At 36.3% G+C, this 25,754-nt stretch carries 9 protein-coding genes (1 of these 9 running past the window's edge); 4 read left to right on the plus strand and 5 right to left on the minus strand.

Features of this window, described 5'->3' with window-relative positions:
- A protein-coding gene (locus ABLC00_RS06360) for a CARDB domain-containing protein (RefSeq protein ID WP_111937050.1) crosses the window boundary here: on the plus strand, nt 1-13,347 show its 3' portion. Its footprint begins 24,102 nt before the window's first position; 13,347 of the gene's 37,449 nt are visible here — the last part of the coding sequence; the start codon falls outside the window, past its left edge; its stop codon occupies nt 13,345-13,347.
- 68 nt (nt 13,348-13,415) lie between these two features.
- The gene (locus ABLC00_RS06365) at nt 13,416-14,513 is read left to right on the plus strand and encodes a hypothetical protein (protein WP_033846161.1); all 1,098 of its coding nucleotides are present in this window, start codon (nt 13,416-13,418) and stop codon (nt 14,511-14,513) included.
- 72 nt (nt 14,514-14,585) lie between these two features.
- Here ABLC00_RS06365 and ABLC00_RS06370 read toward each other — a convergent pair whose 3' ends face one another.
- Genes ABLC00_RS06370 through ABLC00_RS06390 form a run of 5 tightly spaced genes read right to left on the minus strand, consistent with a single transcriptional unit; the run spans nt 14,586 to nt 22,640 of the window.
- Nucleotides 14,586-15,392 (minus strand): efflux RND transporter periplasmic adaptor subunit, encoded by an 807-nt coding sequence (locus ABLC00_RS06370; RefSeq protein WP_033846160.1) that lies wholly within the window; start codon nt 15,390-15,392, stop codon nt 14,586-14,588.
- Nucleotides 15,393-17,393 carry a hypothetical protein gene (locus ABLC00_RS06375; RefSeq protein WP_045127003.1) on the minus strand — a complete coding sequence of 667 codons (2,001 nt, stop codon included), beginning with the start codon at nt 17,391-17,393 and terminating at the stop codon, nt 15,393-15,395.
- The gene (locus ABLC00_RS06380) at nt 17,386-19,554 is read right to left on the minus strand and encodes a site-2 protease family protein (protein WP_033846159.1); all 2,169 of its coding nucleotides are present in this window, start codon (nt 19,552-19,554) and stop codon (nt 17,386-17,388) included. The genes ABLC00_RS06375 and ABLC00_RS06380 overlap by 8 nt, the downstream gene beginning before the upstream one ends.
- A gap of 4 nt (nt 19,555-19,558) precedes the next feature.
- Nucleotides 19,559-21,253 carry an efflux RND transporter periplasmic adaptor subunit gene (locus ABLC00_RS06385; protein WP_033846158.1) on the minus strand — a complete coding sequence of 565 codons (1,695 nt, stop codon included), beginning with the start codon at nt 21,251-21,253 and terminating at the stop codon, nt 19,559-19,561.
- Nucleotides 21,243-22,640: a TolC family protein gene (locus tag ABLC00_RS06390; protein WP_080775678.1), complete on the minus strand. Its 1,398-nt coding sequence runs from the start codon at nt 22,638-22,640 to the stop codon at nt 21,243-21,245. Before ABLC00_RS06390 ends, ABLC00_RS06385 begins: the two co-directional genes overlap by 11 nt.
- A 1,073-nt stretch (nt 22,641-23,713) precedes the next feature.
- On the opposite strand from ABLC00_RS06390, the gene ABLC00_RS06395 reads away from it, so the two are divergent.
- Together ABLC00_RS06395 and ABLC00_RS06400 are read left to right on the plus strand one after the other, a co-directional pair.
- Nucleotides 23,714-24,277 carry a TetR/AcrR family transcriptional regulator gene (locus tag ABLC00_RS06395; protein ID WP_205200730.1) on the plus strand — a complete coding sequence of 188 codons (564 nt, stop codon included), beginning with the start codon at nt 23,714-23,716 and terminating at the stop codon, nt 24,275-24,277.
- 169 nt (nt 24,278-24,446) lie between these two features.
- Nucleotides 24,447-25,751, plus strand: a complete 1,305-nt coding sequence (locus ABLC00_RS06400; RefSeq protein ID WP_033846155.1) for an MFS transporter — start codon at nt 24,447-24,449, stop codon at nt 25,749-25,751.
- The last annotated feature ends 3 nt before the right edge of the window (nt 25,752-25,754 follow it).

Consider the following 25,754-nt stretch of genomic DNA (forward strand, 5'->3'; position numbering starts at 1 on the left):
GTTCAGGTATCAGATCAGGGCTTACCGCCAAAAGATTTAGGTTATCCAGTTCCAGAAGGTTTTGTCGCTGTACCAAATGTAGTTGCACAAGATATTCGCATAGTAGTACGGGCAACTAATCTTACGCCAGAATTACTTGATATACAGGTTCAACAAGGTGGAAGTGTTGTACAACAAGCAGATCAAATTATTCTTCAGGCACAAGAAGGACAGCCGCTTACATGGACTATGACGGTTAAGGACGCTGATCTAGATCAACTCTACTGGTCATTTAGTGCTTTACCAAAAGGTGTCAATATCACTACTCAAGCATTAGGTAATGGACAAAGCCAACTTGTATTGAAGTGGTTGCCATCTATGTTTGCTGCACAAAGCAGTTTGGGAAGCAGCCAGTTAGGTAACTACAACTTTACCGTAACTGTAACCGATGGTAGTGCCAAACTTAATCGTAATGTCCAAATACAGGTTGCAAATGTTAATCAACAACCTGTATTTACAAGCCTGCCATTACAACTGGTTTATGAAGGTGAAACCCTTTCATTTAATTTATTAGCACAAGATGGTGACAATGATGCGCTGCGTTACCAATTAGTACATGATGCTAATACGCCAGCAGATATTTATGTTGATGCAACGACAGGCTACGTCGAGTGGACGCCAGCGAATAATATTGTCGATAACCAATTTGGTGATCAGAAGGCGTTTGACCTGACATTTATGGTGACTGATGGACAAATATCTGTTCTCAAAACTGTACAGGTTCGTGTTCTTGATGTGAATAAGGCACCGAAAATTCAAAGTAGTAACCGTACTTTAGTGGTAGGCCAACAGTTCCAACTTGACATTGTGAAGTCGGCTCAAAATAGCTTAAACAATAATAGAAATATTTATGTATCTGATATTGATGGCCAAGCGCAGACTCAAGGTTTGATTGTAAGCTTTGACCAATTGCCACAAGGCGCAAGCTACGATGCTGTTACAGGACGCTTATCATGGATACCAAATGCAGGGCAAATTGGTAAGTTTGTAGCCTATGTTAAAGTTTCAGATGGCTATGATACGGTTCGTCAAGCAATTACCTTTAATGTAGTTGCAGATCGTAATGCTTATGAACCTACTTTACATATTGAAACTACCCCGGCAATTCCAGTGGTTGCAGGACAAATTGTCACAGCGACGGTACGAGCGGATAGCTTTAGTGCTATTGCTAATACTATGGTTGAAGTTCGAGGCAGTGCGTTAGGAACTGATCAATGGCAAGTCGCAAGCTTGGATTCTACTGGGCGAATTAAACTGATTGGGCAACAGCCAGGACTTATAGAAATCCGTGCAACTGCTATAGATATTGATGGTTTTAGTCAGCAACAAGTTCAAACAATTCGTGTTAAAGATCCGCAAGATAATTTGGCCCCAGTTTTAACATGGCAAGGACAACTTAAAGGTGCAGCAATTACGACGGCACCTATTGTGGTACAAAACATTACTGACCTGACTGCATCAATTAAAGAACAGCAGCTTATGGGCTATAAATTAGAAATTGCCCGTAATACGACAGGACTATTGCAATGGCATACCTTGCAAGATGTGTCGTTGAAAGCAAGTTATAGCAATCAAACGCTAGATATTTTTACAATTGATCCAGCATTGTTTGTAAATGGAGCATATCAATTACGCTTAACTGCTTGGGATTTGGTTGGTCGAGTTGAAGAGCTATATGCCAATATTGAGATCAATAGCGTCACAAAACAACTGAATCAAGCAACATATGTAGATGCTAGCTTACAAATTGGTTCACAAACAATTGATCTGGTTCGCTCAATTACGACAGATAGCCATGGTGATTTCTCCAACTGGACAACTGGACTATTTGATACCCAACTGACTCATAACCAACGTTTAAATAACAGTGTTGGTACTGTTGCTGCTTGGCAAACTGGAGCAAAAGTCTGGTTGCAAATCCCACAAGGTTTAACAGGTGTAACTGCAATACAAACTCAATATTTGAACTTTACGCTGAATTTGCAGACGCAAGATGTGACTGGCGAAAATAAGGGTATTCATCAGTTCACACCACAGTTTAGTAATGTGCAAGGTTGGAGTTTGACTGCACATAGCTCCGCCGATCTTCATATCGACAACTTGATTCAACAAGGTCAGAGTTTATATAACGAAAGTACAGGTCTGGCTTGGGTTCCGAGTTATTTCAATCTGACTGCACCAGATGGTACACGTTATTTACTAGACCAAGCAGGCAAAGTGCTTTCCATCCACTTTAATACAGGCGAGCAATGGCTTGTTAGTCAAAATAATATTGTATTGGTAGGTGGAAAAACCTCTCAAAGTATTGAGTTTAAACGTGATAGCCAAGGCCGTATTAGCCAGATTCTTGGGCAAGGTATTCAAGGTGAACAGGTCAGCTTGTTGTATAAATACAATAGTGCCAACCAACTTGAGTTAGTACGTAATCTAATCACTGGAGAAGTAGTTCAACGCTATAGTTACACTGCAACAGGAGAAGTCCGTCTAGAAAAAGCGATAGCTTATTTAGGTGCAAGTGTTGATTGGTTGAATCAAAACCATTCTGCACCACAATGGCAAGGCGATCTAAATAATCAAACTCAATATTTTGATTTTGCTATTCGTGAATCAGAACTAGCATCAACCATTAAAGCGATGGGTGCAACAGGAGCTGTTTTAGTTGCAATTGAAACTCAAGGTAATGTTCAAAATATTAATGTTGCCGATGCAACTATTGTGTCACAACAACGACATGGTGACCATACAGTTACCCTAGTACGTATTACGTCAGCAGGCTTTAAGCAATTAGCTATAAGTGGAGTTGGTGCAGTCGCCGTTCGACTGTCTATTGTTGGGGATCTTAACCATGATGGTAATGTCGATGGTTTAGATAGTACCTTGTTGCAACAAGCTCAAGAAGGACAAAATCAGTTTGATCTAAATGGTGATGGTCTTATTAATCATGCTGATCTACAAATTTTGTATGCAAACTATGGTTGGAAATCAAATAAGGCACCTGTCAACGTTGTACCGCAAGGGACGCAAGCGTTAAAAACACATCGTGATTTATCTGTAACTGGTCAATTAGACCAGATCGCAGTTGATCGCGAAGGTGATGCAGTTTATTGGAATATCTTAAGCAGTACTCATGGTGTTGCTCAGCTCTCATATAATGGTAAAAATTTAAGTTTTAAACCTGAAGTAGGTTTCTCAGGTTACGCAACGGTAACTTTGCAAGCTGATGATGGATATAGCAAAGGACAGCCAATTGAACTGAAAATATATGTCAGCGATGCAAAACTAGTCTTAATTCATATTGAGCGGTTAGCTGCTGTCGCTTTGGGCAATAGTGCTGGCTTGCATGTAAGAGGTGATTTTGCAGATGAAGAGGGCGTTACCTTAACTGCTGATTATTTACAGTTTGTGAGCGATAACCCAGATGTGCTTACGGTAGATGCCAAAGGTAATATCACAACGAAAAAGTCGGGTATTGCCACAGTCCATGTGTCTGCTAGAGGTATTGAGGGGGTGAATGTCATCTCTGTTGATCACAGTATTTATACTCCTTATGCTGACCAAGATGGTTTTGAAGTAGATGTTTATCCAAGAGCAGTAAATTTACCTCTTTCTGCTACAAGACAGCTCAAAGTTCATGATGCTGATGGTAATTATATTTCTCAAGCAACTACAGGGATTAAATACTATATTAGTGATAGTAATATTGCAGATATTACAGCAGACGGTTTAGTGATTCCTAAAGTACTTGGCAAAGCAAAAATCACGATTATTTATCAAAATATGCAGACAGAAATTGTACTTAATGTTCAGCAAGAACTCTTGGGTACAATTAAAGTATCGAATAAAGAGGGAGGAATTACATCTGATTCTTCGGGGAATATTCTTATGGTTGCCTCAGGCTCCTTACCTGATGGTACAGCCGTATCAATCGAAAAAGTTGCTTTAGATAGCGTTGGTATTCCATTGCCAGCCAAAGAATATTTAGCTGGTTTAGGTGCTTTCACAATTGATTTATCTGGTGAAACTGCAACTAAACCATTACAACTCGGAATCAAAGTTGGTGATTCTTATATTGATCCTCAAACAGGAAGTACAGAACAGCTGAATGAAGGAACAGAGGTGTTGTTTTGGAGGAAAGGTATATTTACTGATGCCAATGGCGTTGAACGTGAAACATGGTGGTTACTGGATAATGGATTTGTTGATGCGAAAGGGATGGCAAGAACAGCAAGTCCGCCATTTGGAGGCGTGTCAGTTTCAGGAACAGTGGTTATTACAACACGGATAAAAAATGTGGATAAAAAGACTGGAGCAATGACAATTGTTCAGTCATCTACTGATTATTCCTTCATATATAGTATGGCAGCTAATGCTGTGATGAGCGTTGGTCGTGGTGGTTTGGTAGGTTTAGCGATAGACTCTGCTTTCACACTTTATGATAGTTTCTCTGTCGTGACTTATACGCTTGCAGGTAGCTATAGTAAAGAAGTGCCAGTAAATAAAGATGATGGTGGAATAACCATTAATAAAATTGAAGTTCCAAAAAATAATAATGTAGAGGAACCAAGTATTTCTGGATATTCATTTAATGCAAATACAAATGAGTTAACTGTTGATGTACAAAATGTATCTAATGCATTTGATCTAAATATATGGTTGGTTCCACAAGGTGATCAACTTGACCATCCACGCAATAAAGCAGAACATGGGCTCATATGGAAGTCTTATAAAGCTAATTGGAAAAGTGGAAATACGTATTCAATTGTAATAGATGATGGTATTGCTCTAGGTTTACATAACATTTACCTCGAGAAGAAATTATATACTTACACAGATAATGGTATTCGAATAGCGAGTGATTATTCTGAATACTCAGATTTTGTAAGTTTAAAAGTTCAAGCACCAAAAGTTTCAATAGCATTGAGTAATAAAGAAATTATTATTACAGAGCAAGGTAAGCAAACTTCAGATTTTGGAGTTAAGCGTATTGTTAATGCTGATGAAAAAGGCAATGGATTGTTCTTATATTTGCCATCAAATAAAACTGATCCAATTACATACAATGAACAAGGAACCTTAGCATTTATTGCGGGGAGAAACACAATTTATGTGTTAGATATGATTTCTTATAAAATCGTAGATTCTATCACTGTTAATAGTTCAGGCGAATACATCTCTGCACTTCTATACAATGATGGTTGGTTGTATGTCAGTAGTTATGGACCGTCACCACTGATTCGTATTAATGTTGATGAGTTATCAACAGAGTTTCTAAAAGTACAACAAAGTTTAGATATTTCGACTGCTGCTGTAACTGGCTTTGGAGATATGGCAATTAGTCATGGACGTTACTTGGCTGTGATTGCATCAGTTTCAAATCGTGGTGTTCTAGGTGGGATAGGCGGAGCAGTTTATTGGACAAAAGACCCTGTTGGTGATATTTATGTAATTGATTTAAATAAAATAAATTATCAAGGTGAATTTACTGACAATAATGGGGTAGATATTATTAATGCCATTGACCTAGGTAATATAGGTCAGCGTCCAATGCGTATTGCCGAAGGGTTATATGCAGGTGAGTTTATAATGACGAGTTTGCGAGATGTAAATCAAGGGGTAAGCACCATTAAAGTTGGTTTGGATAACCAAGGTAATCTCACGCAATCTTCTGTGCATAAAAAAATTAGACTAAAGCCAACCTATACTCAAAGAGACTATAATCCAAGAGCTAGAACAAATAGACAGGAAATTCAAAACTCCTCTGATGTCGTTTTAGTCAATTATAACAATATGATGTATGCTTTGGTTGCTGATTATAATTTTTGGTTTAATGATACTTCAGTATCAGAGTATGGTATGTGGGGTGTAAACAAAAGAATAGGTGGGAAAATAGGGATTATCCAAGACCCATTTGGGTATTATGGTGAACCAATGTTTATTGGTTCAACAATACCTATTATTGGTGCATCTATAGAGACATTGACTATTACTGATAATGGTTTATTACAAGCTAGTGTCTGGATGGATGAAATGGGAGGCCCTGATGATAGCTATTATTCACGGATGTTTAGAAGTGTTTTTGTCTGGAATGTTCAAGACTTATTAGATTCTGCTGATAGGTTTATTAAAGCTGGTAAGGTGGATACTCAAAAGCCAATTGATGCGGCTTTACCTTCTCGATTTGATGATTTAACAGGAACTAATGTTTTCTATAACTCTGTGAAAACTATTCAAAGTTATTCACATGAGCAGAGTTCTATATTTGATTTAGATAGTTATCTACATTCTGAATCAGATAAGGATGATCAACCAGCTGCACCTACACCTTCTTCAGAAAAACCTGATTATAGTGGTCTTGACATTAAATCTATGGGTTCAGTAGGAAATTCTCTAGTTAGAGAATATGCAAAAAATCTATATATTTCATCTATGGTTCAAGTCGAGCTTGTAAAGAACTTGTATGGTTCAGCGACTCCGGAATTAGAAAAAGTTGATATTGCTAAGCAGCTATTCTTATCAACATTTGCTGATGCTAAAAGTGCGGAATTTGCTTTAACTACAGCTGATACCGAGTTATTTGGTGTATTCAGCCAGCTCATTAATATGTCAATTCAAGAGATTGAAGTTACGCTCAGACTTTCAATTTTAGGGGAGCATCTATTAAATAAAGATATGAAATGGATGTTGGATCAATTAAATATTGTTTTTCCAACTCCAACAATTTCAATTGAAGCATTAAACGACTCAATTAATTTAGAATCTTTAAATGGTTTATTAAACGGTGAAGATGTAGAAATCCAGCTCACTGATAATGCGATGTCATTAAAAGGAGCTGGGCAGGCTTTGGTTGTAATCTTAAGTTTAACTAAAGGTGCTCCACCAAATACTATATATATGGCTTCTAAAGCAGAAACTGTGGTGGCGACCAATGTTGTCAGAAGTTCATTCCGTACTGCTGCTCAAATCGCAAAAGAGGTTAGTCCTCAACTCCTTAAACAGAGTCTACAACGATCTAAAAATTTAGCTGCAACGGCTGCATCTGTAGCAACTAAAAATGTTTCAAGTATCATTAAAGAGCAAAATCAGATTGTAAAAATACAAAAGAGTGTTGCTACTGCTATTAGAGATGCGATTGCAAAGAATGCGAAGACGATTAAACAAGTTGCAGCGACTACAGCAGCTATTGCATCTGTATCTTCAATAATTTCTCAATCAAGTGGTGTGACTAACCCTGGTTCAGGTACTTCAAGTGGTTCGGAGAAAAAAGAGCAAAAGCGTAAAAATACGGATTCATATTTTGTTGGTGGTAATTCCATTCTAACTGACAAGACTTACAATATATTTAAAGATCTGATAGAGAACGGCGATGGCATTAAATATGATTCTACAACGCAAGCAAGTTTATTGAAGGAGTATTTAGAAGATTTAATCGACCGCAAAATTTTATTTGCAGGTTGGAGTAATCTCGTTGAAGCGAAAGTTGTAACATTATCAACAACTGGACAGAAAACTAGTGATAGTAAAGGTTTTGCTCAAGTTGCCATAGAACTATATTTACCTATGAGCCCAACAGGTAGCGAAAATGAAGGTTTAGTGGTAGAGAGTAATGTTGTTACATCATCTAAAGTGCTGTGGAAAACGATTCAGATCAATACCAGAAATTTAAGTTACTTATTTGATCATTACATTACTAAGAAAGATTTAAAGGGGGAAAAATATCAGTACAACTACACTTATGATACGAGTGCTTTAGAAAATAAAAATAAAATTATGGCTGGTTTCACAATTAATGTGAGATCTGAAAATAACGAAGTTGTATTTGATGCAATGTGGGGAGATACAATTGAAATTGACTTAAATCTTAAGGCTTTAAGAGATAAAAATTTATTTGCTTCTGTAATTCAGCACGAGCTTACGGAAATAAGTCAATTATATATGAAAGCCAGTAAGTTGAAGTCAAATGCTGCTGCATTGAAAGTATTATTGACAGACGGACGTTATGACGAGCATGAGATTGCTAAGCGTGCTAGCGATGAACTGCTGGCAGAACAGTTAGCTGTGGAGTTTGATGATGGCACAACATTACATCGCTATTTAAATGATGAAACCTCTCCTTATGGTGAATCTAAATGGATGGGCAGCCTACATGAGGAAGCTGTACAAAAGCATATACAAGAAACGCATAATCTTTCAAATGGTGAGTATTTTGGACAGGTTAATTATCAGCTATATGTCAAGTCAAAAGATGCAGACGGTAAAGATATTTATGTACCAAAAGTATATAAGTTTATAGATTCAAAAACGGGCGCGTATGAACAATCAGTTCGTGGCTATTTTGATGGACTTTACTTTGATGCTAAAAATATGGCTCTGCAAATTGTCGAAGCAAAGTCTTCATTACAGCAATATATGAAAGATGCCGTCAAAGATGGAATAAATAGTTTAAATGCCCAACTCTTAGATAATCTGTATGAAGAAATCAAAAATTCAATTGGTTATCAACCAAATCAAAAATATCTTTATCGAGATATTTTGAAACAGGATGATGAAAATGAAGAAATCGTTATTCGGATTTTTAATGAAGATTTAATTAAAAGACTTAAGGAAATACAATCAGATATTGGAATTAATATTATCACAAAAGCAGACGATGGCGGTTATTATCTTAAAAAACAAGGTAATATCCAAAAAAATAGTGGTTCTGTGGGGGTCAACCAAAGTCTAGAATTGTATTTACGTTTCTATGAAAAAACTACTTCTTCTGATACGGCTGAGCAAAACATTAAAAAAGCGAATCCATATGATAAATATTATATTGTGAATAGTAGTAACTATACTCAATTTGCAGATGGGACGGTGAAGCGAGCTAAAAATCAAGATCAGGCTATGCAGATACTTCTTTCAAATATAGTTGAACAGCAGTATCAGCTTAACCGTGTGTCAATAGAGCATTTGTTGGAGTCGGCTCAGCAATATTGGATTAATTTAGGTGTAGATGCCTCATTATTTGATCAGGTTAGCCTATCTATTCAAGATATTAATATTAATGGAACAATTGCTTATGTAGAAAACGGCAATCACATTGTTTTATCACCAAACGCAGCAGGCTATGGTTGGTTTATAGACGAATCTCCATTTGAACATACTGAGTTTACAATGAATTCCACCCAAAATTATGGAGTGGCTTCAAATAGTCAGATATCGACTCAAATTGATTTACTTACGGTACTTATTCATGAGTTGGGGCATACAATTGGTTTGACTGATACATTTATTAGTCAAGATTTAATGGGTGGATTTATTCAACAAGGTATACGTTTATTACCAACTCAGCAAAACTTACAAGGTTGGCAAGCGCAAAAACCATCAAATACTCAACAAGAAGATAATGACCCAACTCATTATTTTGTAGTGGGTGCTTTGAGTATTAACCCTAAAACGGCACCTTTATGGAATAGTCAAAATTTACAAATTCAGCAGATGTTCCAAAATACCAATACTGGATTATCAGGCTGGAAAATTTTTGGAGAAATAAAACAAAATCAAGAAGATATTGTTTTAAATGAAACTCATCAACAACATACTAATCTTTCACAAGCCTTTAAACTTGGTGCACAAGATAAGGTCTTAACGTTCACTGTAAAAGATCAACATTTAGCAGACTATAACAATAGTCCAGATGATGCTTTTGAGGTGGCATTGTTAGATGCTCATACTGGCGAAGCATTGTTTAAGGTGAGTGACCTGAACAATACCGATGCCTTGTTTAATCTACAGGCAAATGGTCAAAACTATTTGGCACATGGAATTGAGCGAGTAATCAATAGCGATGGTAGCCAAACTTTCTTTATTAACTTAGACCAAGCGCTAGCAGGTAGAGATGTTTTATTATCTTTCGACTTACTTGGCTTTGGTGCAGCAGATAGTTCTGTCACACTCAACAATATCCGTTTAGTCGCTGAACCATTAGCAGTGAATGATCACTACCAGTTCGATGAAGATACAACCATTACAGGCAATGTATTAAATAATGACTTATTGATTGGGAAATCAATTGAAAATGTCGTTTTAGTAACAGCACCACAACATGGTGAATTAGTATTACTTGCCAATGGTGAGTTCAGTTACGTACCGCACGCGAATTATTTTGGTCAAGACCAGTTTAGCTATTATTTTACGACTGTTGATGGTCAACAATCTAAAGTTGCTACAGTGCAATTAGAGATTAACGCAGTAAATGATGCGCCAGTATTCAATACACAACCGCAATGGGAAATTGTGGCAGGTGAGCCATTGGTATTAGATTTTGATGCCTATGTTCAAGATGCTGAGAACAACCCGATTACTGTACAAATTGCCCAGCAGCCACAGAATGGCGTGATCAGTTATGATGCAGCAACAGGGCATTATGTTTATTTGGTTGATAAAGCATTTGTTGGAGATGATGCGTTTAGCGTTGTGTTAACGGATGGTATAGAATCTTCACAACCTTATACTTTTACTATTCATGTATTGGCATCAAATACAGCCCCTGTGTTACATGAACAGATTATAAGTACTGATGAAGATCAAACTTTAGCTTTCGATCCATTAGTAAGTGCTTATGATGCAGAGGGCGACCAACTGACTGCCCAATTCAGCGCGTTACCACAGCATGGTCGTTTAGAGCAGTTAGCAAATGGCCATTACCAATATGTGCCAGACGCAAATTACTTTGGTACCGATAGCTTTAGTTACTTTGTGACTGATGGAAAATTAAACTCGCAAGTAGTGAATGTGTCTATTACAGTAAACGCAGTAAATGATGCACCAGTAGCAGTTCCGAAAACTATTTATGGTTCAGAAGATCAAGCTCTGCTACTACACTGGAATGACTTCTTGGTAAGTGATATTGATGGTGATTTAATAACTATTAAAATTACTGAGTTACCAGCCAGTGGTCAGTTACAGCACTTAACTTCAGAAGGTCAATGGGTTGTTGTTCGAATTAATGATGTATTTACGCAGTCTGAAATAGAGTCAGGAAAATTAAGATTTATACCGGAACTTAATGCTTCGGGTAGTCAAGGTTATCTCGCACAAGGTTTGGGTAACAAAAAACAGCACTATGCTCAATTTGTGTATGTCGCATTAGATGGAAAAACACAAAGTCAAAACACTGTAATGACTATTGACATTGAAGCTGTTGCCGATAAGCCAGAATTAGTTATTGGCGAGCCGCAAACAGACCAAGAGGAATTGTTCCGCACCACTTGGGAAGCTGCTCCAAATAAAGATAAGACATCTACACTTTTAGAACGTCGTTATTTGGAGGGCTGGCGCTTAATTAAAACTCCTAATCGTTCGCAAACAGGACGTGATGGGTTTGAAATATGGAGTAATGGCGATCAAATGCAAAATGCAGCTGATCAGATGATTACTGTATATGCGAATAAGACGGTAGCTGGACAAAACTGGTTAGAACTCAATGATGCTGATGCATTTGTGGCACAAACTTTAGGGATTGAGCGTGAAGTACAAACTGTATTTGGACAAAAATATACGCTGACTTTTGATTATGCAGGACGTCTAGGTTTCAGCCAAAGCTTTACTCAAATTGGTATTTATGTAGATGGCAAGCGTATTGCAAGCTATGCCAATACGAGTCCTAATGATCAACTGAACTGGCAAAATATTCAGTTTAGCTTTACGGGAACTGGGCAAATACAAAATCTTCAAATTATCATTGAGGCTCCGCTCACTCATACACATGGTCGAGGAGCAATGATTGATAATATTGTTTTATCTAAATCTAAGCTTTTAAATCATGGTAAAGAAGATCAACCCATTGCGCTCTCAAGTATTCATGCCAAATTGACAGATAACGATGGTTCTGAACAATTAAAACTTGCGTTAGCAGGCTTACCATTAGGTAGTAAAGTTAATGATGGTGTAAATGAGTTCATAGTAACTGAACTGCATACAATAGTAGATATTACCAATTGGAATCTCGATACCTTGAAATTGACACCACCAAAAGATTTTAGTGGAGAGTTAAAGTTACAAGTCATTGCAAGTAGTATTGAACAATCAAATTCAAGTATTGCTACATCTACTCAGGAGCTTACTGTATTTGTAGAAGCAGTTGCAGATGCGCCAAGCTTGGAAACTCATCAATCGCAGCATGCTCTAACGAGTCGAGAAGTTTTCCATACAGAATGGCGTGGAGTGTATAATTCAATCCTAAATAAGAATCCGACGGTTGTTTATGGTTGGAGTTTGGATGGTTGGACAACACACAAAGAGCAATTGTTTAAATTAGATGCCTTTGAAGTGTGGCACTCTGGTGATCAACTCAAAAATACTTCTGGTCAAAACATTCCTTTACAAGGTTTAAACTCAAATATCTGGATTCGTTTAAATGATGGTAAAGATACGCTATATCAGCAAACTGCAATAGAACGTCAAGTAAATACAGTTGCTGGTACAACTTATAGCTTAAGTTTTGATTTAGCTGGCCTGTTGGGGCAAGCAGCAAATATGGGGTGTATCGGCGTTTATGTTGATGGGCAGCAGATCGCGGTATTTGATGCTCCTAGCGGTCAAAATGCATTAAATTGGCAAGAGCAACAGGTGTCTTTTGAGGGGAATGGTTGTAATCGTACAATTCGTTTACAGCTAGAGGGTAATACATTTGGTCGAACTGCTTTTGTAAGCAATATTCGCTTAGTTGAAACTTACACCTCAACTGAAAATCTAGTCTATGCAATGATTGGGCAAACCAGTTATTTACCAATAATTGCTGCACGTAGTAATGACCAAGATGGTTCAGAGCAACTTAAGTTAGAGCTTAGCGGTTTTAACCAAGGTACGGTGCTCACCGATGGAACACATTACGCTACTGTAAGTTCAACTCAACAACTGGTGGATATAACACTATGGGACTGGACTCAAATCCACTTTGCAAGTGACTCTAATCAGGATATGACTATTCAGATTAAGGCCACATCAATTGAGCAAAGTAACCAGCAAAGTACGAGTACTCTAAAAACAGTCACAGTGAAAATGCTAGGTGGACAAGCATGTTTAAGCCCTTGGCAATTGGTAAATGGTTTTGTTTCTACATGGGTAAACCACGTTGAATCTATTCCATTACATGTCAAAGCGCATTGGTCATGTCAAATTCCACTGCTTTCAGCCCAGTTAGATTTAAATATTCTGCCAAAAGATGAAGACGAAGATCTGATTATACTTGGTCAGGAAGAGCAATCTGACGCATGGTTAAAAGCCTTGGAGCGAACTGCACAACAAAACTGGAAACAATTGTTTTAATTAAAAAAGTAGGGATGATCCATTCATCCCTACTTTATCTATAATTTAAATTTAGAAAGGGGAATCACGTGTCATCATTATTTTATATTTGGGATGCAAATGAGCATCATCCTGATGTGAAAATTACTACATTAGAACAAGCAGAATATTATGCAACTCATGCACAAGTAACAGGTTTAACAGACAAGTTAAAAAACTGGTTACTGGCAGTTGAAAGCATTGTGGGCCAGTCAGAACTAGCGGCTAACTTTGATGAAGAAATTATCAGCTCATTTACAAATGTAAAAGCTTATTTTGATTATTCCGAAAATGTATTTTGTATTGAACAAGGCCTGTTGGCTAAAAGTAAATATTTATATAAAATTTTAGTTGAAACTTTACGCCAACATGATTTGGTTGCCTTTGATGCAAGATCATATACATTTTTTAGTCGTGAAAAAATATTCCCTGATCAGCAAAGCATTGAAAAAATGTTAGATGCGGTAAAGTCTGTTACTAAAGAAGAACTTGAACAGTTTAAGGCGATTCCTCCTACAAGAGAAAAATTGAGTATATTTGCAGATCAATGGTTAGAGTTAAATAAACAAACTTTAGATTTTACGAATAGAGTAAAATATAATCAATATAACCAAATAAATAATTATTATAGAGATTTCACTTCACAGATTTATGAAGATATATTAATAATATGTTCAAACAAAAAAGATTTTTTAGCGTATCAGAATATTAGTCTTTGTAGTTATATCCAAGTCTCAGTTGAAAAGGCTATTCGTATTTTTCGTCAGCACTTAATTGATGGTTATACTTTACAATATTTACCAGAAGTTCATGGTATAACAGGTGAGCCAAGCCATTTTAGTGAGCCAAGCCAACTAAAACATGTTTTAGACCAAGTGCATGATTTTCTAATCTATGATGCAAAGAAACATAAAGATATAGAAACATTAAATCAATGGCTGAACCATGGTGATGAAAAAGAATATATTACGGGGTTGGGGACAATCTCTCGTTTAGTGTTGGCAAAATATGTGAATGATCCTTTATATGACCAATTGGTTAGTGAAGCTATGACTTATGTAAATAGACATAGGTATTTTAAAGATATGACAGTAGAGCAGTTTCATGAAAGACTGGAACAAGAAATTCAAAATATTTTAGAAAGTTAATATACTGAATGAGTATAAAAGGATCTTCACGTCTTTTTATACTCATACATTCAAAAGAAAGTTAACGCAAAGTTATAAATACATCTTACAGCGAATACCACTTGGAAATTTTACGCTATTACTTTTGATAGTTGCGCCTGTACTAAAAGTACCTGAGCTTGCATCAATGACTTGATCAACATGGTCAAGTTGAATGTTAGTAGCAAACTTTTCAAATGGGCTTTCAGGGACAATTTTTACTTTTTGACCCTTTTTAATTTGATTAAAGTACTTTAAAGGCACAATTGCATTTACTTTAAATTGGTCAGTTTGAGCAATTTTTAAAATTGGGTTTTTACCCTCAGTTGGACTGACTAAGCTACCTGCATGGATGTACTGTTGTATAACTACACCATTAAAAGGACTATAAATTTTTCTACGGTTTAAATCAGCTTGGCTTTGTTTGTATTCATATTCTGCTTGCTTGATATTTTCTTGAGCTGATTGTAGCTCTGAGCGAGCTTGTTGTAGCTCACTATAAGCATCTTCATAGGCCTGACGGGAAACGAAATTTTCTGCCAATAGTTGTTTCATACGTTGTACTTTACTTTCAGCATGCTCAATTTTAGATCTTGCTATGTTGGCTGAACCTTTAAGTTGGGTTTTATAGTAAGCAGATTGAGTTGCAGATTTTTCAACACTCGATTCGATTTGAGCGAGAACTTGTCCTTTTTTAATCGGACTTCCTGCTTTTACAGGAATATTCTGTAAGACCCCCGTAATTGGACTTCGTACTTCAACAATTTTTGCAGGTTGTATCATGCATGCGAAATTGATAGCTTCCGCATAAGTCGTACCCGATAAAAGAAGTGTAATAGGAACAATAAGAGAATATTTCATTTAATACATTTTTCCTGCAAAGCCAATTTGAGAATTTAATTTTTTGTCATGTTTAAACATGGATATACGGTTTCGGTAAGCACGTTTCTGACATTTTTTTTGCATACGTTTTACCGCAAAAATTAAAAAAATATATTGCAAATAAATGAAGGGAATGAAGTTTATAAACTTTATAAGCCATGGGATATTTTGTTGCATTAACTGATCTTCACCAGAAATATAGGCAACACATGACCCTTGATCTCCTTGACGACCAGCTCGGCCATAAAGTTGTCGGTCAATTCGAGCTGATTCGTGAAACTCCGTCAAAATGACATGTAGGCCACCGGCTTGTTTGGTTTCAGGACGCAATTTAATATCTGTACCACGGCCAGCCATATTGGTGGCTATTGTAATTTTTCCACTGTGTCCTGCTTCAGCAATAATTGAAGCTTCGTGTGCATCTTGGCGGGCATTTAATACAATATGTTCAATGTTAAGGCGGGAAAGTGCTTCCGAAATAGCTTCGGAGGCTTCAATACTACGTGTACCAACTAAAACTGAGCGTTTTGTATCGGCAATTGCTTTAGCATGTTTTGCAATTGCCTGATATTTCTGTTCATTATTTTTAAAATATCGGTGTCTAAATTGTTTACGCTTGGACGGAATATTAGGAGGAATCTGACATACTTTTAATCGGTAGATCATCCACAGTTCCCGTGCAACTTCTAGCCCAGTTCCTGTTAAGCCTGATAAAAGTAAATATCTTCTAAAGAAACGTTGAAAGGTCATTCTGGCTAGAGTGTCGCGGCCTTTGGTGAGCTCAATATTCTCTTTAGCTTCGATGAGCTGATGTAATCCTTGTTCCCATGAGCGATCAGCCATAATTCGGCCTGTAGACTCATCCACAATCTGAATTTTATTATCCTGAATAATATAATGCTGGTCTTTATGATAAAGATATAAAGCAGTGAGTGCTTGTTTAACCAGTAGCATTTTCCATGCATGGTTATACCAGATTGGTCTGACATCTTGAGGTAAGGGAACCTGTTTTTCTGAAGAAATATTTTCTATTTCAACATGGTGCTCAGCCTCAAGTATCGTAAAATCGACATCTCGAATAAGTTCTCTTGCTTGGGCAATTGCCCAATGAATAACTGGCGCTTCAATAAGTCCTTCGGTTTCTTGCGAAATCACCATTGGTGTTTGGGCTTCATCAATAAATACGCTGTCAGCTTCATCTACAATACAAAAGTGTAGAGCTGGTACAATCATCGTATCATCAGCGACTTTTCCAGTTGCCAATGAACGTAAGTTTTCAATTTGTCTAGGTTGAGTACCTTTTCCAGAAATGTGATCTTTTAAGTAATCAAAGACGATTTCATTTGCACTGACATAACAAATTTGCTTTTGATAATTTTCTTTCCTTTCTGGTAGTTCCATTTCACTATGAATTGCGCCGCTGCTGAGTTGGAAAAACTCAAATAGGGGACGTAATTCTTCTTCATCGCGCTGAGCCAAATAAGCATTTGTAGTCAAAACATGAACGAAATTACCAGTTGCAGCCATAATGGTTGCGGCCATACTTGCTACAAGCGTTTTTCCTTCACCTGTAGGCATTTCAGCAAGTCTGCCTGTTAGTAATATATATGCCCCCATAAATTGAACAGGATGCGGATAGATATTAAAAACACGAGAAATCGCTTCTCCAACACATGCAAATATTAAAGCGATAGACTGATTATGATTGGTCTCGCGTGATAATAATTGAACAGTATGCTGAAATTTCTGTACAAGCTGTGATTGGTCCAGCTCTTTTAAAGCATCTTTATGACCTGCTATTGCTTGTGCAAATTTATGAATATGCCTTCTGGAAATTTTCTTTGCGGGAATCCAACCTAATAAGTTTGCAAAAAATATTTCAAGCTTATGTAGCTCTATATCTTTTTGTTCTACTCGCGCCACATTCGATAAATAAAAAGGGTGCAGTGACATATTTTTGATGGCACGTAGATTAGACATAGAATTGCTCCAAAAATAATTGACGCAATTTTCTAGTCCACTGCCATGCAAGAGGCGAGTAGCCTAAATGATAACGAACATATGCAACATCACCGAAAACAGAAGAGTCTAATGGTTGTGACAGTTGAATATCTAAATCAAAATAATTCTGTAAAGCTGTTTTGCCTTCCTGATCATTAGGATCAACTGTAATATTTCCACCCGCTTGACTACCTAAGGCTGAAGATAAAAGTTTCTTTTGTGTTTGCGGGGTACTTCTAATGATTTTCCCTGTATAAATCACATCAAAATGATTTTTAAAGCGGATTTCAATATTTTTTAAGCGGTTCTGAATTAAATCATAATCTTGCTGTAAAACCGCACTACGAACAATTTGTGCTGGTTGGTTAATAACATAACCAATAATATCACCACGTTTATAGTATCTTTGCTTAATCTCAATAGCATCTTTAGCAAACCATTTTCCGGAAACTGTGCTCGTTACTTGAAGCTGTTCAATTTTATATTGGTACTGTTGAAGCTGCTGAACAGCACCTTGCTTTTGATATTCTAATTTGCGACGTTGAGCCAGATCATCCAGAGAAGCTTGTCTAAGCTTGTAATCTAACTCTTCAACTTGAAGTTTTTGTAACTCATATTTTTCAAGTAAATCGGGGTTAGAAAGTTGAAAAAGAATTTGGTTTCGTTGAATCTGGTTGTTCTTAAAATTAATGCTTTGGATATGCCCTGACTCATTCGCGCGAATAATCGATTCTTCTGGCATCCATACAATAGCTTGTTGAGTACTGTAATATGGAAACGGGATAATAAAAAATATAAGAACAATTGCCGCAATAATAATCCATAAACGTTGAATGGCTTGTTCACGATATTTTGACAAGGTCGCTCCTTGATAAATATGTTTTATTCCTTTGTATAGAGGTAAAACAATAGTCATAAAACCAGAGATAGCAGCCAGCATCACACCAAAGAAAAAGTACTTTTGTGCTATAAACCAGACTAAACTGAACATGATGGTGATGCGGTAAATAGGAGACAGCAAACCATAAATGAATAACCAAAATCTTTCATTTTCAGTTGCATAAGGTGGCTGTACTGTTTTTGCACCAAACAAATAATGGTCCGATAAATAAATCCAATATTTAGTCGCTCGACCTGCCAAATTGGGAATCTCAAGCAAATCTGACAAAATGTAGTAACCGTCATAGCGCATGAGTGGGTTACCATTTACTAATACTGTAGAAATAGTGGCAATAAAAATGACGTTATAAGCAAATGCGTGAATCAAGCCTTGTTCAGTCGATAGCCATATATAAATTGCGATTGCGCCCAGTAAAAGCTCAGTGAGGATTCCGGCAGCCGATACCACAATCCTTTGCCATTTAGAAACAAAGTGATAAGAAGAGGTAGCATCGACGTAGGGAATGGGAATGAACATAATGAACATAAGTCCCATTTCTCTGACATTTCCATTCCATGCTTTTATTGCTAAACCATGAGCAAATTCATGTATTAATTTAACAAGCGGATATGTCAGCCAAAGAATAAAAAGATTACTGGTTGATAGCACTCGGTCCGATAAATTACTCGTTAAACTTTGCCAGTGCTCGCTCAGCAATAAAAGTGCAGGAGTTACGACTAAAAACCAGAGTATAAATCCCCATATACTAAAAATGGAACGAGCTAATTTACTTAATTGACCAAAAAAAGCATCAGGATAAAGCAGGGGTATTTTTAAACTAATTGGATTTAAAAATGATTGCTTTAATTTATTAAATTTTTGTTTTTTATAGCGCTTAAATAGTTCTTCAGAGTCAAAAGACACCTCAGTTTGTAATAAGTCATTGTTATAAAGCTGAGTGAGTAATTGTACTAACTCATTTTGACTAATTGCTCGGTAGTGTTGGTCGAAATTGACATTTTGTTTTTCAATATATTCAGCCGCTTTATCCCATATTTGTTCAACATTAGTTTTGCCGTCTAAAAGAGTAATCACATACCATGTTTCGGGGTTAACTCTAACAAAGCGTTGTGACATCGGTTCAAATAATAAAAACCAAGCACGGCCTCGTAAAATACGTGGTAAAACCTCAACATTCTGTCGCAATTGAGGTTTTAAATGACGTACAAGATGCCAATGTTCTGAAAACAAACTTTGCATGACTTTACCAATTTGACCAGATCTTTAATTTCATCCAGTTAATGAAATCTCGTGACCAGCGAAAGAGTAGATTGGTTTTACCCACTGTAATTTTCCCAACACCTTGCATACCAGGGGTTAGGGCAGGCGGAGAACCTATCCATGCAGCCTCAACTTTAAAGCCATTTACATTGTTTTGAACCGAAGCAACCGGAGTAATACGGGTGATACGAATTGGAAAAGTTTGATCTGGTAAGCCTGTTAGCTTTAAAACGCCGTTCTGGTTTTTTTGAATGAAGTGAATGTCTTTATCTGCAACATGTAAAATGACTTTATAGGCATCCTGTGATGCGATTTGGAATAATTCTTTACCATCTTCAACAGGTGTTCCAATTTGTTGAGCCCAGTCACCGTCAATAATGGTTCCAGTAATTGGCGCAGTCACTTTAGTTTGATTAATCTTTCTTTGAATAGTCTGGATTTTTGCCTCTTGTTGCCTAATCTGATTGGCCGCTAAACCGCTATCTGTCAGGTTCTGATCTGCCATAGCCACACGGAACTGATGTTGTGCCTGATCAAGTAAACTTTGCTGTTCAGCAATTTGTATTTTTAGATCAGTATTATCGAGTTGGATTAAGGCTTGATCTTTTTTAACCTTATCTCCAGGTCGGACAAAGACTGTTTGTATAAAACCTTGAGTTGGTGCTGAAATAATCCAGCGAGTTTTCCCTTCAACATTTAGGTTAGCAGTGACTAACTTATCAACCGGTATTAAAGTAATACACAGTAGGAATACAACAATAAGGCCCGTAATAATTTTCCAAGCATAGTGACCTTCAGCACTGTATTTTTTTAATATATTTTTTCCAGACTTGAAGCTATGTTGAAGTAGATTTTGTTCGGATTGATACCAATGTTGTAAAAGCGGATGAATTAAATCGATATTGCTTTTTAAGTATAAGCTTAACGCATTATGTACTTCATATTGCTCAAAATCACGGTCTTTCGCCACTAAAATAGCCTGAATTTTTCCATGATGAAAAATAGGATAGGCGAACCACTGATATTCTTTGAGGTCATGCTGTAAAAATAATGCTTGTAATGCGATTTCATTGAGTTTTTGCATTTCTGCTGCTCCTTTTTCTGTCCATGACAGTTCAGAGGAGACAACCCATTTCACTTTATGAGTATCTTTAACTAAGAAATAATTTAATTGAATATCCTGATATTGCGCAAACTGTTTACGAATTTGAGTTGTGGTTTGATTGACCCATTCTTGTGCCGCAATTTGGAACTGTGTTTGATTAATGACATGTGCAAAAATTTCAAGAAGTTGTTCTGCTTGAATCGCATGTTGAAGCTTTTGACTTTGTTGCTCGTAAAACAACCACCCCATGCTGGTTCGTATAAGTTCCAGTGTCGTTTCATGAATAGGTGGTGTGATGGATAACCCAAGATACGAGGATGAGCTAGAATTTATCAGTAAATAGCCAATAAGATAACCTTGTTCACTTTTTTGAATAGCAACAGGTTTATCTAGTGTTAACTGTTGTTTGATTACATTCCATAATTCATTAATCTGAGAGTCTTCAAAAGCATGGCTACCAAAATCTGTTAAATTTTCATAACAAACAGCCAATACATTAATATTCAGACGTTTAAGGTTAAGTAACCAGTGCTGAATAGCATCTGGTAAATTTTGTAAATTATTATCTGTCATAACGAGAACTTAATTGGGAAGAGGTTGAATAAAAAATATGGTCTATATCAATGATTTGCTGTTCAGTTAAAATACCTGTCGTAATTTTCAGTTTGATATAGTTTTGCCAAGCCTCATACCACGCACTTAAACGTTCTTGTTTGTTTTCAAAATATTTTGCTTGTGCTTCCAAGACCTCAGCATTTACTCGCATTCCTACTTCATAGGCACGCTTATTGGCAATCCATGCTTTTTGAGATGAATCTTCGGCATCTTTCATACCATTTGCTTTATTAATTGCAGATAAAGTGCTGTAAAAGGCATCGAGCATCTGTGCTTTTTGTTTTTGAGTTGAGAGTTGTAGCTCATATCTACTTTTTTCTAAACTTGCTCTTTTCTCCTTAATTTTATAAGACGTTTCGGTGTTGTACATTGGAATATTTAATTCAAAGCCATATAAGTAATCTAGGCCATTTTGTTTACTGGTAAACGCAGAATCTTGTGAATCCAGATTTCTAGTTAATTTCGCAGAAAAATTTAAAACAGGATATCTTTCTGCTTCAGATTGTTTAATCTCACCTTTAGCTACATCTAGATTGAGTTCTGACAATTTAATTTGATTATTCTTCTCTAGTAGTAACTGATTGTAGTGTGCCTGATCGGTATATGATAGAGGAGGGAGTTTTTCTAAAGATGTTTTATTTTCAACAAAACTGATGGTATCAGTTCCTATAAACTCGGCTAATATACTTTTTTCTTTCGCAATTTCAAAACGCATACTATTTTCTTGACTTTGCAGGGTAGATAGCTTTGCTTCTGCTTCTCTTAAATCAGTAATAGATACCATTCCCTGATTAAAATTTGCAGTTGCCATTTTCTTTTGTTCAAGAACTAAAATTTGCTGTTGTTGAATAAGATTAAGTTTAGAGTTGAGATTTAAAATTTTAAAATACTGCTCCACAATATTTTGTAAGAGTTCATTGTAGTTTGCTTGTAGTTGCTCTAAAGCAATTTTCTCTCCAATTTTATTTGTTTTAATTGCTTCATCTTGAGATTTGTTATAAACGGGAATTGAAAACTGAACTGCATAATTTCTTGAACGATAATCAGTTTCTTCGTGGGCTGGTTGTTTATTAAATCCCTTTTTCTCTTGAGCTGTAAAATTGATTTTTGGATCTTTACTTGCAAGTGCTTGGTTTGTTTTTTGTTTAGCAATTTCACTTTGTGTATAGGCCAATGGTAGATGTGGAGAATATAACTTTGCTTTATTAAATAATGTATATAAATCATCTGCTTGAGCAGAATTTATTGCTAAAAGAGAGAATGCCCCAGCAAATGTGTTTCGTAAAAATAAAGAAGCCAATTTGTTCATCATGTAAAAAATTGTATGTTTTTGTAATTTTCTCATAAAAATAATAAACTTGGTAGAGGAATTGAAAATTGTTTTATTAAAATTATTTTGGATTATCTTGGTATTGAAATAATTAAATTAAAAAGGAAAATTTAGCAATTAAAAAACTATTTAAGTTTTAATAAACTGGGTCATTGTTCTTATATTAAAATTGAATTTTAAATGAAATGATAAGTCCTGTTTTTATCTTGAAATGTTGATTGGTTAACATTTTAAAATTTAAGATTTTTAATTTAAATTAATAAATTTTGATTTTTAAATAATATAAATCACATAATTTTTAGTCTGAAATAGATCAAAAGATAACAAATTAGATTTAACAAAAATTAGAAATCTATTAATAGGAAAATTGTGAGACCTAATTTTTAAACAAAAACTTTAAATTATATTGCTTATAAAACTTTTTAAGTAAATTGGTAGCATGAGCAAGAAGGGTTTTACACTTTATTTCAAAGTACTATTTATAGCGTAGAGGTTGTAATGTAGATAAGACACACTTTATAAACTCCAATTTAACAATAATTCACTCATTATTTATCCTTACTTTTTAATGCGTTATTTTAAAGCAAATGTCATTTTGTGTGCTTGACTGCAAGAAGCTAGGACACTATCCTTTGCCTGCTGGCCACATTGCCAGTCGGTCGTCGCGGACCGCCCCTTAAGAGCATTAAAGGTTTTATACTTTTAGTGTGTACACCCTCGTGCCCCCTCTGCGGCGGAACGGGAGGGGGACACCTTTGGGTGTGCTGGAATCTTAAGGCCAGTCCGCGAACCCCCTTTCGTTCTGCCACCATAATTTTAATGTCTGGCAGAACTCCCAATAAAAAGGAGTTGGCTTTGCACATCCATTATTTCTTGGCTCTCCATGCCAAAAGCTATAACGACACAGCTTAAAAATTAAAGCAGCTTGAACGCCCTAAGGTTTTCAGGCCGTAAGTCATTTTTATTTAAAACTTAGCAACAACAAAACTTGAGATGTGCCAAGCACAGTCTTTATGGCTTTGCTGTGCCTTTTTTCTCCCAAAAAAGTATCTCGTTTAGAAACAACAAGAATTTATAACGGTAAAACTATGCCAAATTATTTAGAAATCTCTTCCAAAAAACTACACATTATTCGAACGGCTATTGGTCTATTTACCACTTATGGATTTCATACAGCAGGAGTAGACCTGATTTCTAAAGAGTGTGACGTTCCAAAAGCTACGCTATATAACTATTTTCGCTCAAAAGAAGGGCTGATTGAAATGTGTATCGCCTTTCAGAAAAGTTTACTCAAAGAAGAAGTACTCGCCATTATTTACTCAAGCCATTACCGCACACCCATTGATAAGCTCAAAGAAATCGTGGTCTTACATGTTAACTCTAACAGCCTGTACCACTTATTACTTAAGGCTTTTTTTGAAATTAAAGTGGTTTACCCGCAGGCTTACCGTATGGCAGTTGAGTATAGAAAATGGCTGACCCGTGAAATTTTTGAACTGATTTTTAGCTTAGAAATGAGTGTGTTAAAACCCGATGCCGACATGGTTTTAAACTTAATAGATGGCTTAATGTTTGAGTTTTTAAGTACAGATAGTGTGGAAAACAGGGATATGGCGATGGACTGCTTTTTTAAACCTATTTGTTTGAAGTAAACGAGTTATTTAAATAAAGGGGAATATGGTTTGCTTGATTGTTATGAGATGAGCAGACCATAGACGCCGTGAGATGAGGTGTGTTATTTTATTTACGCTAATCGTAAATTGATTATGTATATCGTAAAAATGGAATTAATTTAAAGCGCGTCATGGAGAAAGGAATACCATGAAAGAAGTTGCATTAAGTGATTTGATCAATCAGCAGAAAGTTGGGCGTTATCAAAAATTTATTTTGGTCACCTGTTTATTGCTGATGATTATGGATGGTTATGACATTCAGTCCATGGCTTACGCCGCTCCAATGATTATAGAAGACTGGGGCGTTCAAAAAACCATGCTCGGCGTTGTGTTTAGCGCAAGCTTATTTGGCTTATTTGTCGGATCATTTTTATTAAGTTCACTTTCTGATCGGTTTGGCCGCCGTCCTATACTGCTCATCTCGACCTTTATGTTTTCGATATTAATGTTGTTAACACCACATGTAGGCAATATCGAGCAATTGACCGTAATTCGCTTTATTACAGGAGTTTTTTTAGGCGGTATCATGCCAAATGTGATGGCTTATAGCTCCGAAATAGTTCCATATAAATCTCGTATTTTTACCATGATGGTCATATCGTGTGGCTATACGGTTGGGGCAATGCTAGGGGGCGGTATATCAGCCTTATTGGTTCCTTGGGGCGGTTGGCAGTCGATTTTCTATTTTGGCGGAATTATCCCTTTAATTATTTTCTTTATTACATTCTTTAAAATGCCAGAGTCTTTATATTTTTTGAGTGAAGACAACAAAAACAACCCTAAAATTTTATTTTGGTTAAAGAAGTTTTATCCCGCACTAACGTTTAATTCAGAAATAAAAATCATTAATAACACTGAAGTTGAGGTTAAAAAGTCGCCGCTAGAGTTGTTTAAAAATAAGCGTGCCTTTTTTACCTATTCCATCTGGATCATCAGTATTTTAAATATGATCAGCCTTTATTTCCTGTCGAACTGGCTACCGACTTTGGCCAAAGAGTCAGGACTTTCATTGAATCAGGCATTAATGATCGGATCCACCCTACAATTAGGCGGTACGATTGGTAGTGTTGTGATGGGCCTTAAAATTGATAAGACTGGATTTTATAAAGTATTAATTCCTGTTTTTTTGGTCGCAGTGATTAGTGTTGCTTTAATTGGCTATGCTGTTAGTCATATCGTTTTATTGTTTATTATTATTTTTATTGCTGGCTTTGCCATTGTTGGTGGACAACCTGCCATTAATGCTCTTTCTGCCAGTTATTACCCAGTTTCACTTCGTACTACAGGGGTGGGTTGGAGTATTGGAATTGCCCGTTTGGGTTCGGTTATTGGGCCGTTATTTGGCGGGTATCTTTCTCAATTTCTGGTTATTACCCATTTGTTTGTGATTGCTGCAATCCCTTCGTTACTTGTGATTATCACACTGATCATTCAGGCTAAATACCGATCATAACAC

It is taken from the genome of Acinetobacter nosocomialis, from assembly GCF_041021905.1.
Lineage (GTDB): Bacteria > Pseudomonadota > Gammaproteobacteria > Pseudomonadales > Moraxellaceae > Acinetobacter > Acinetobacter nosocomialis.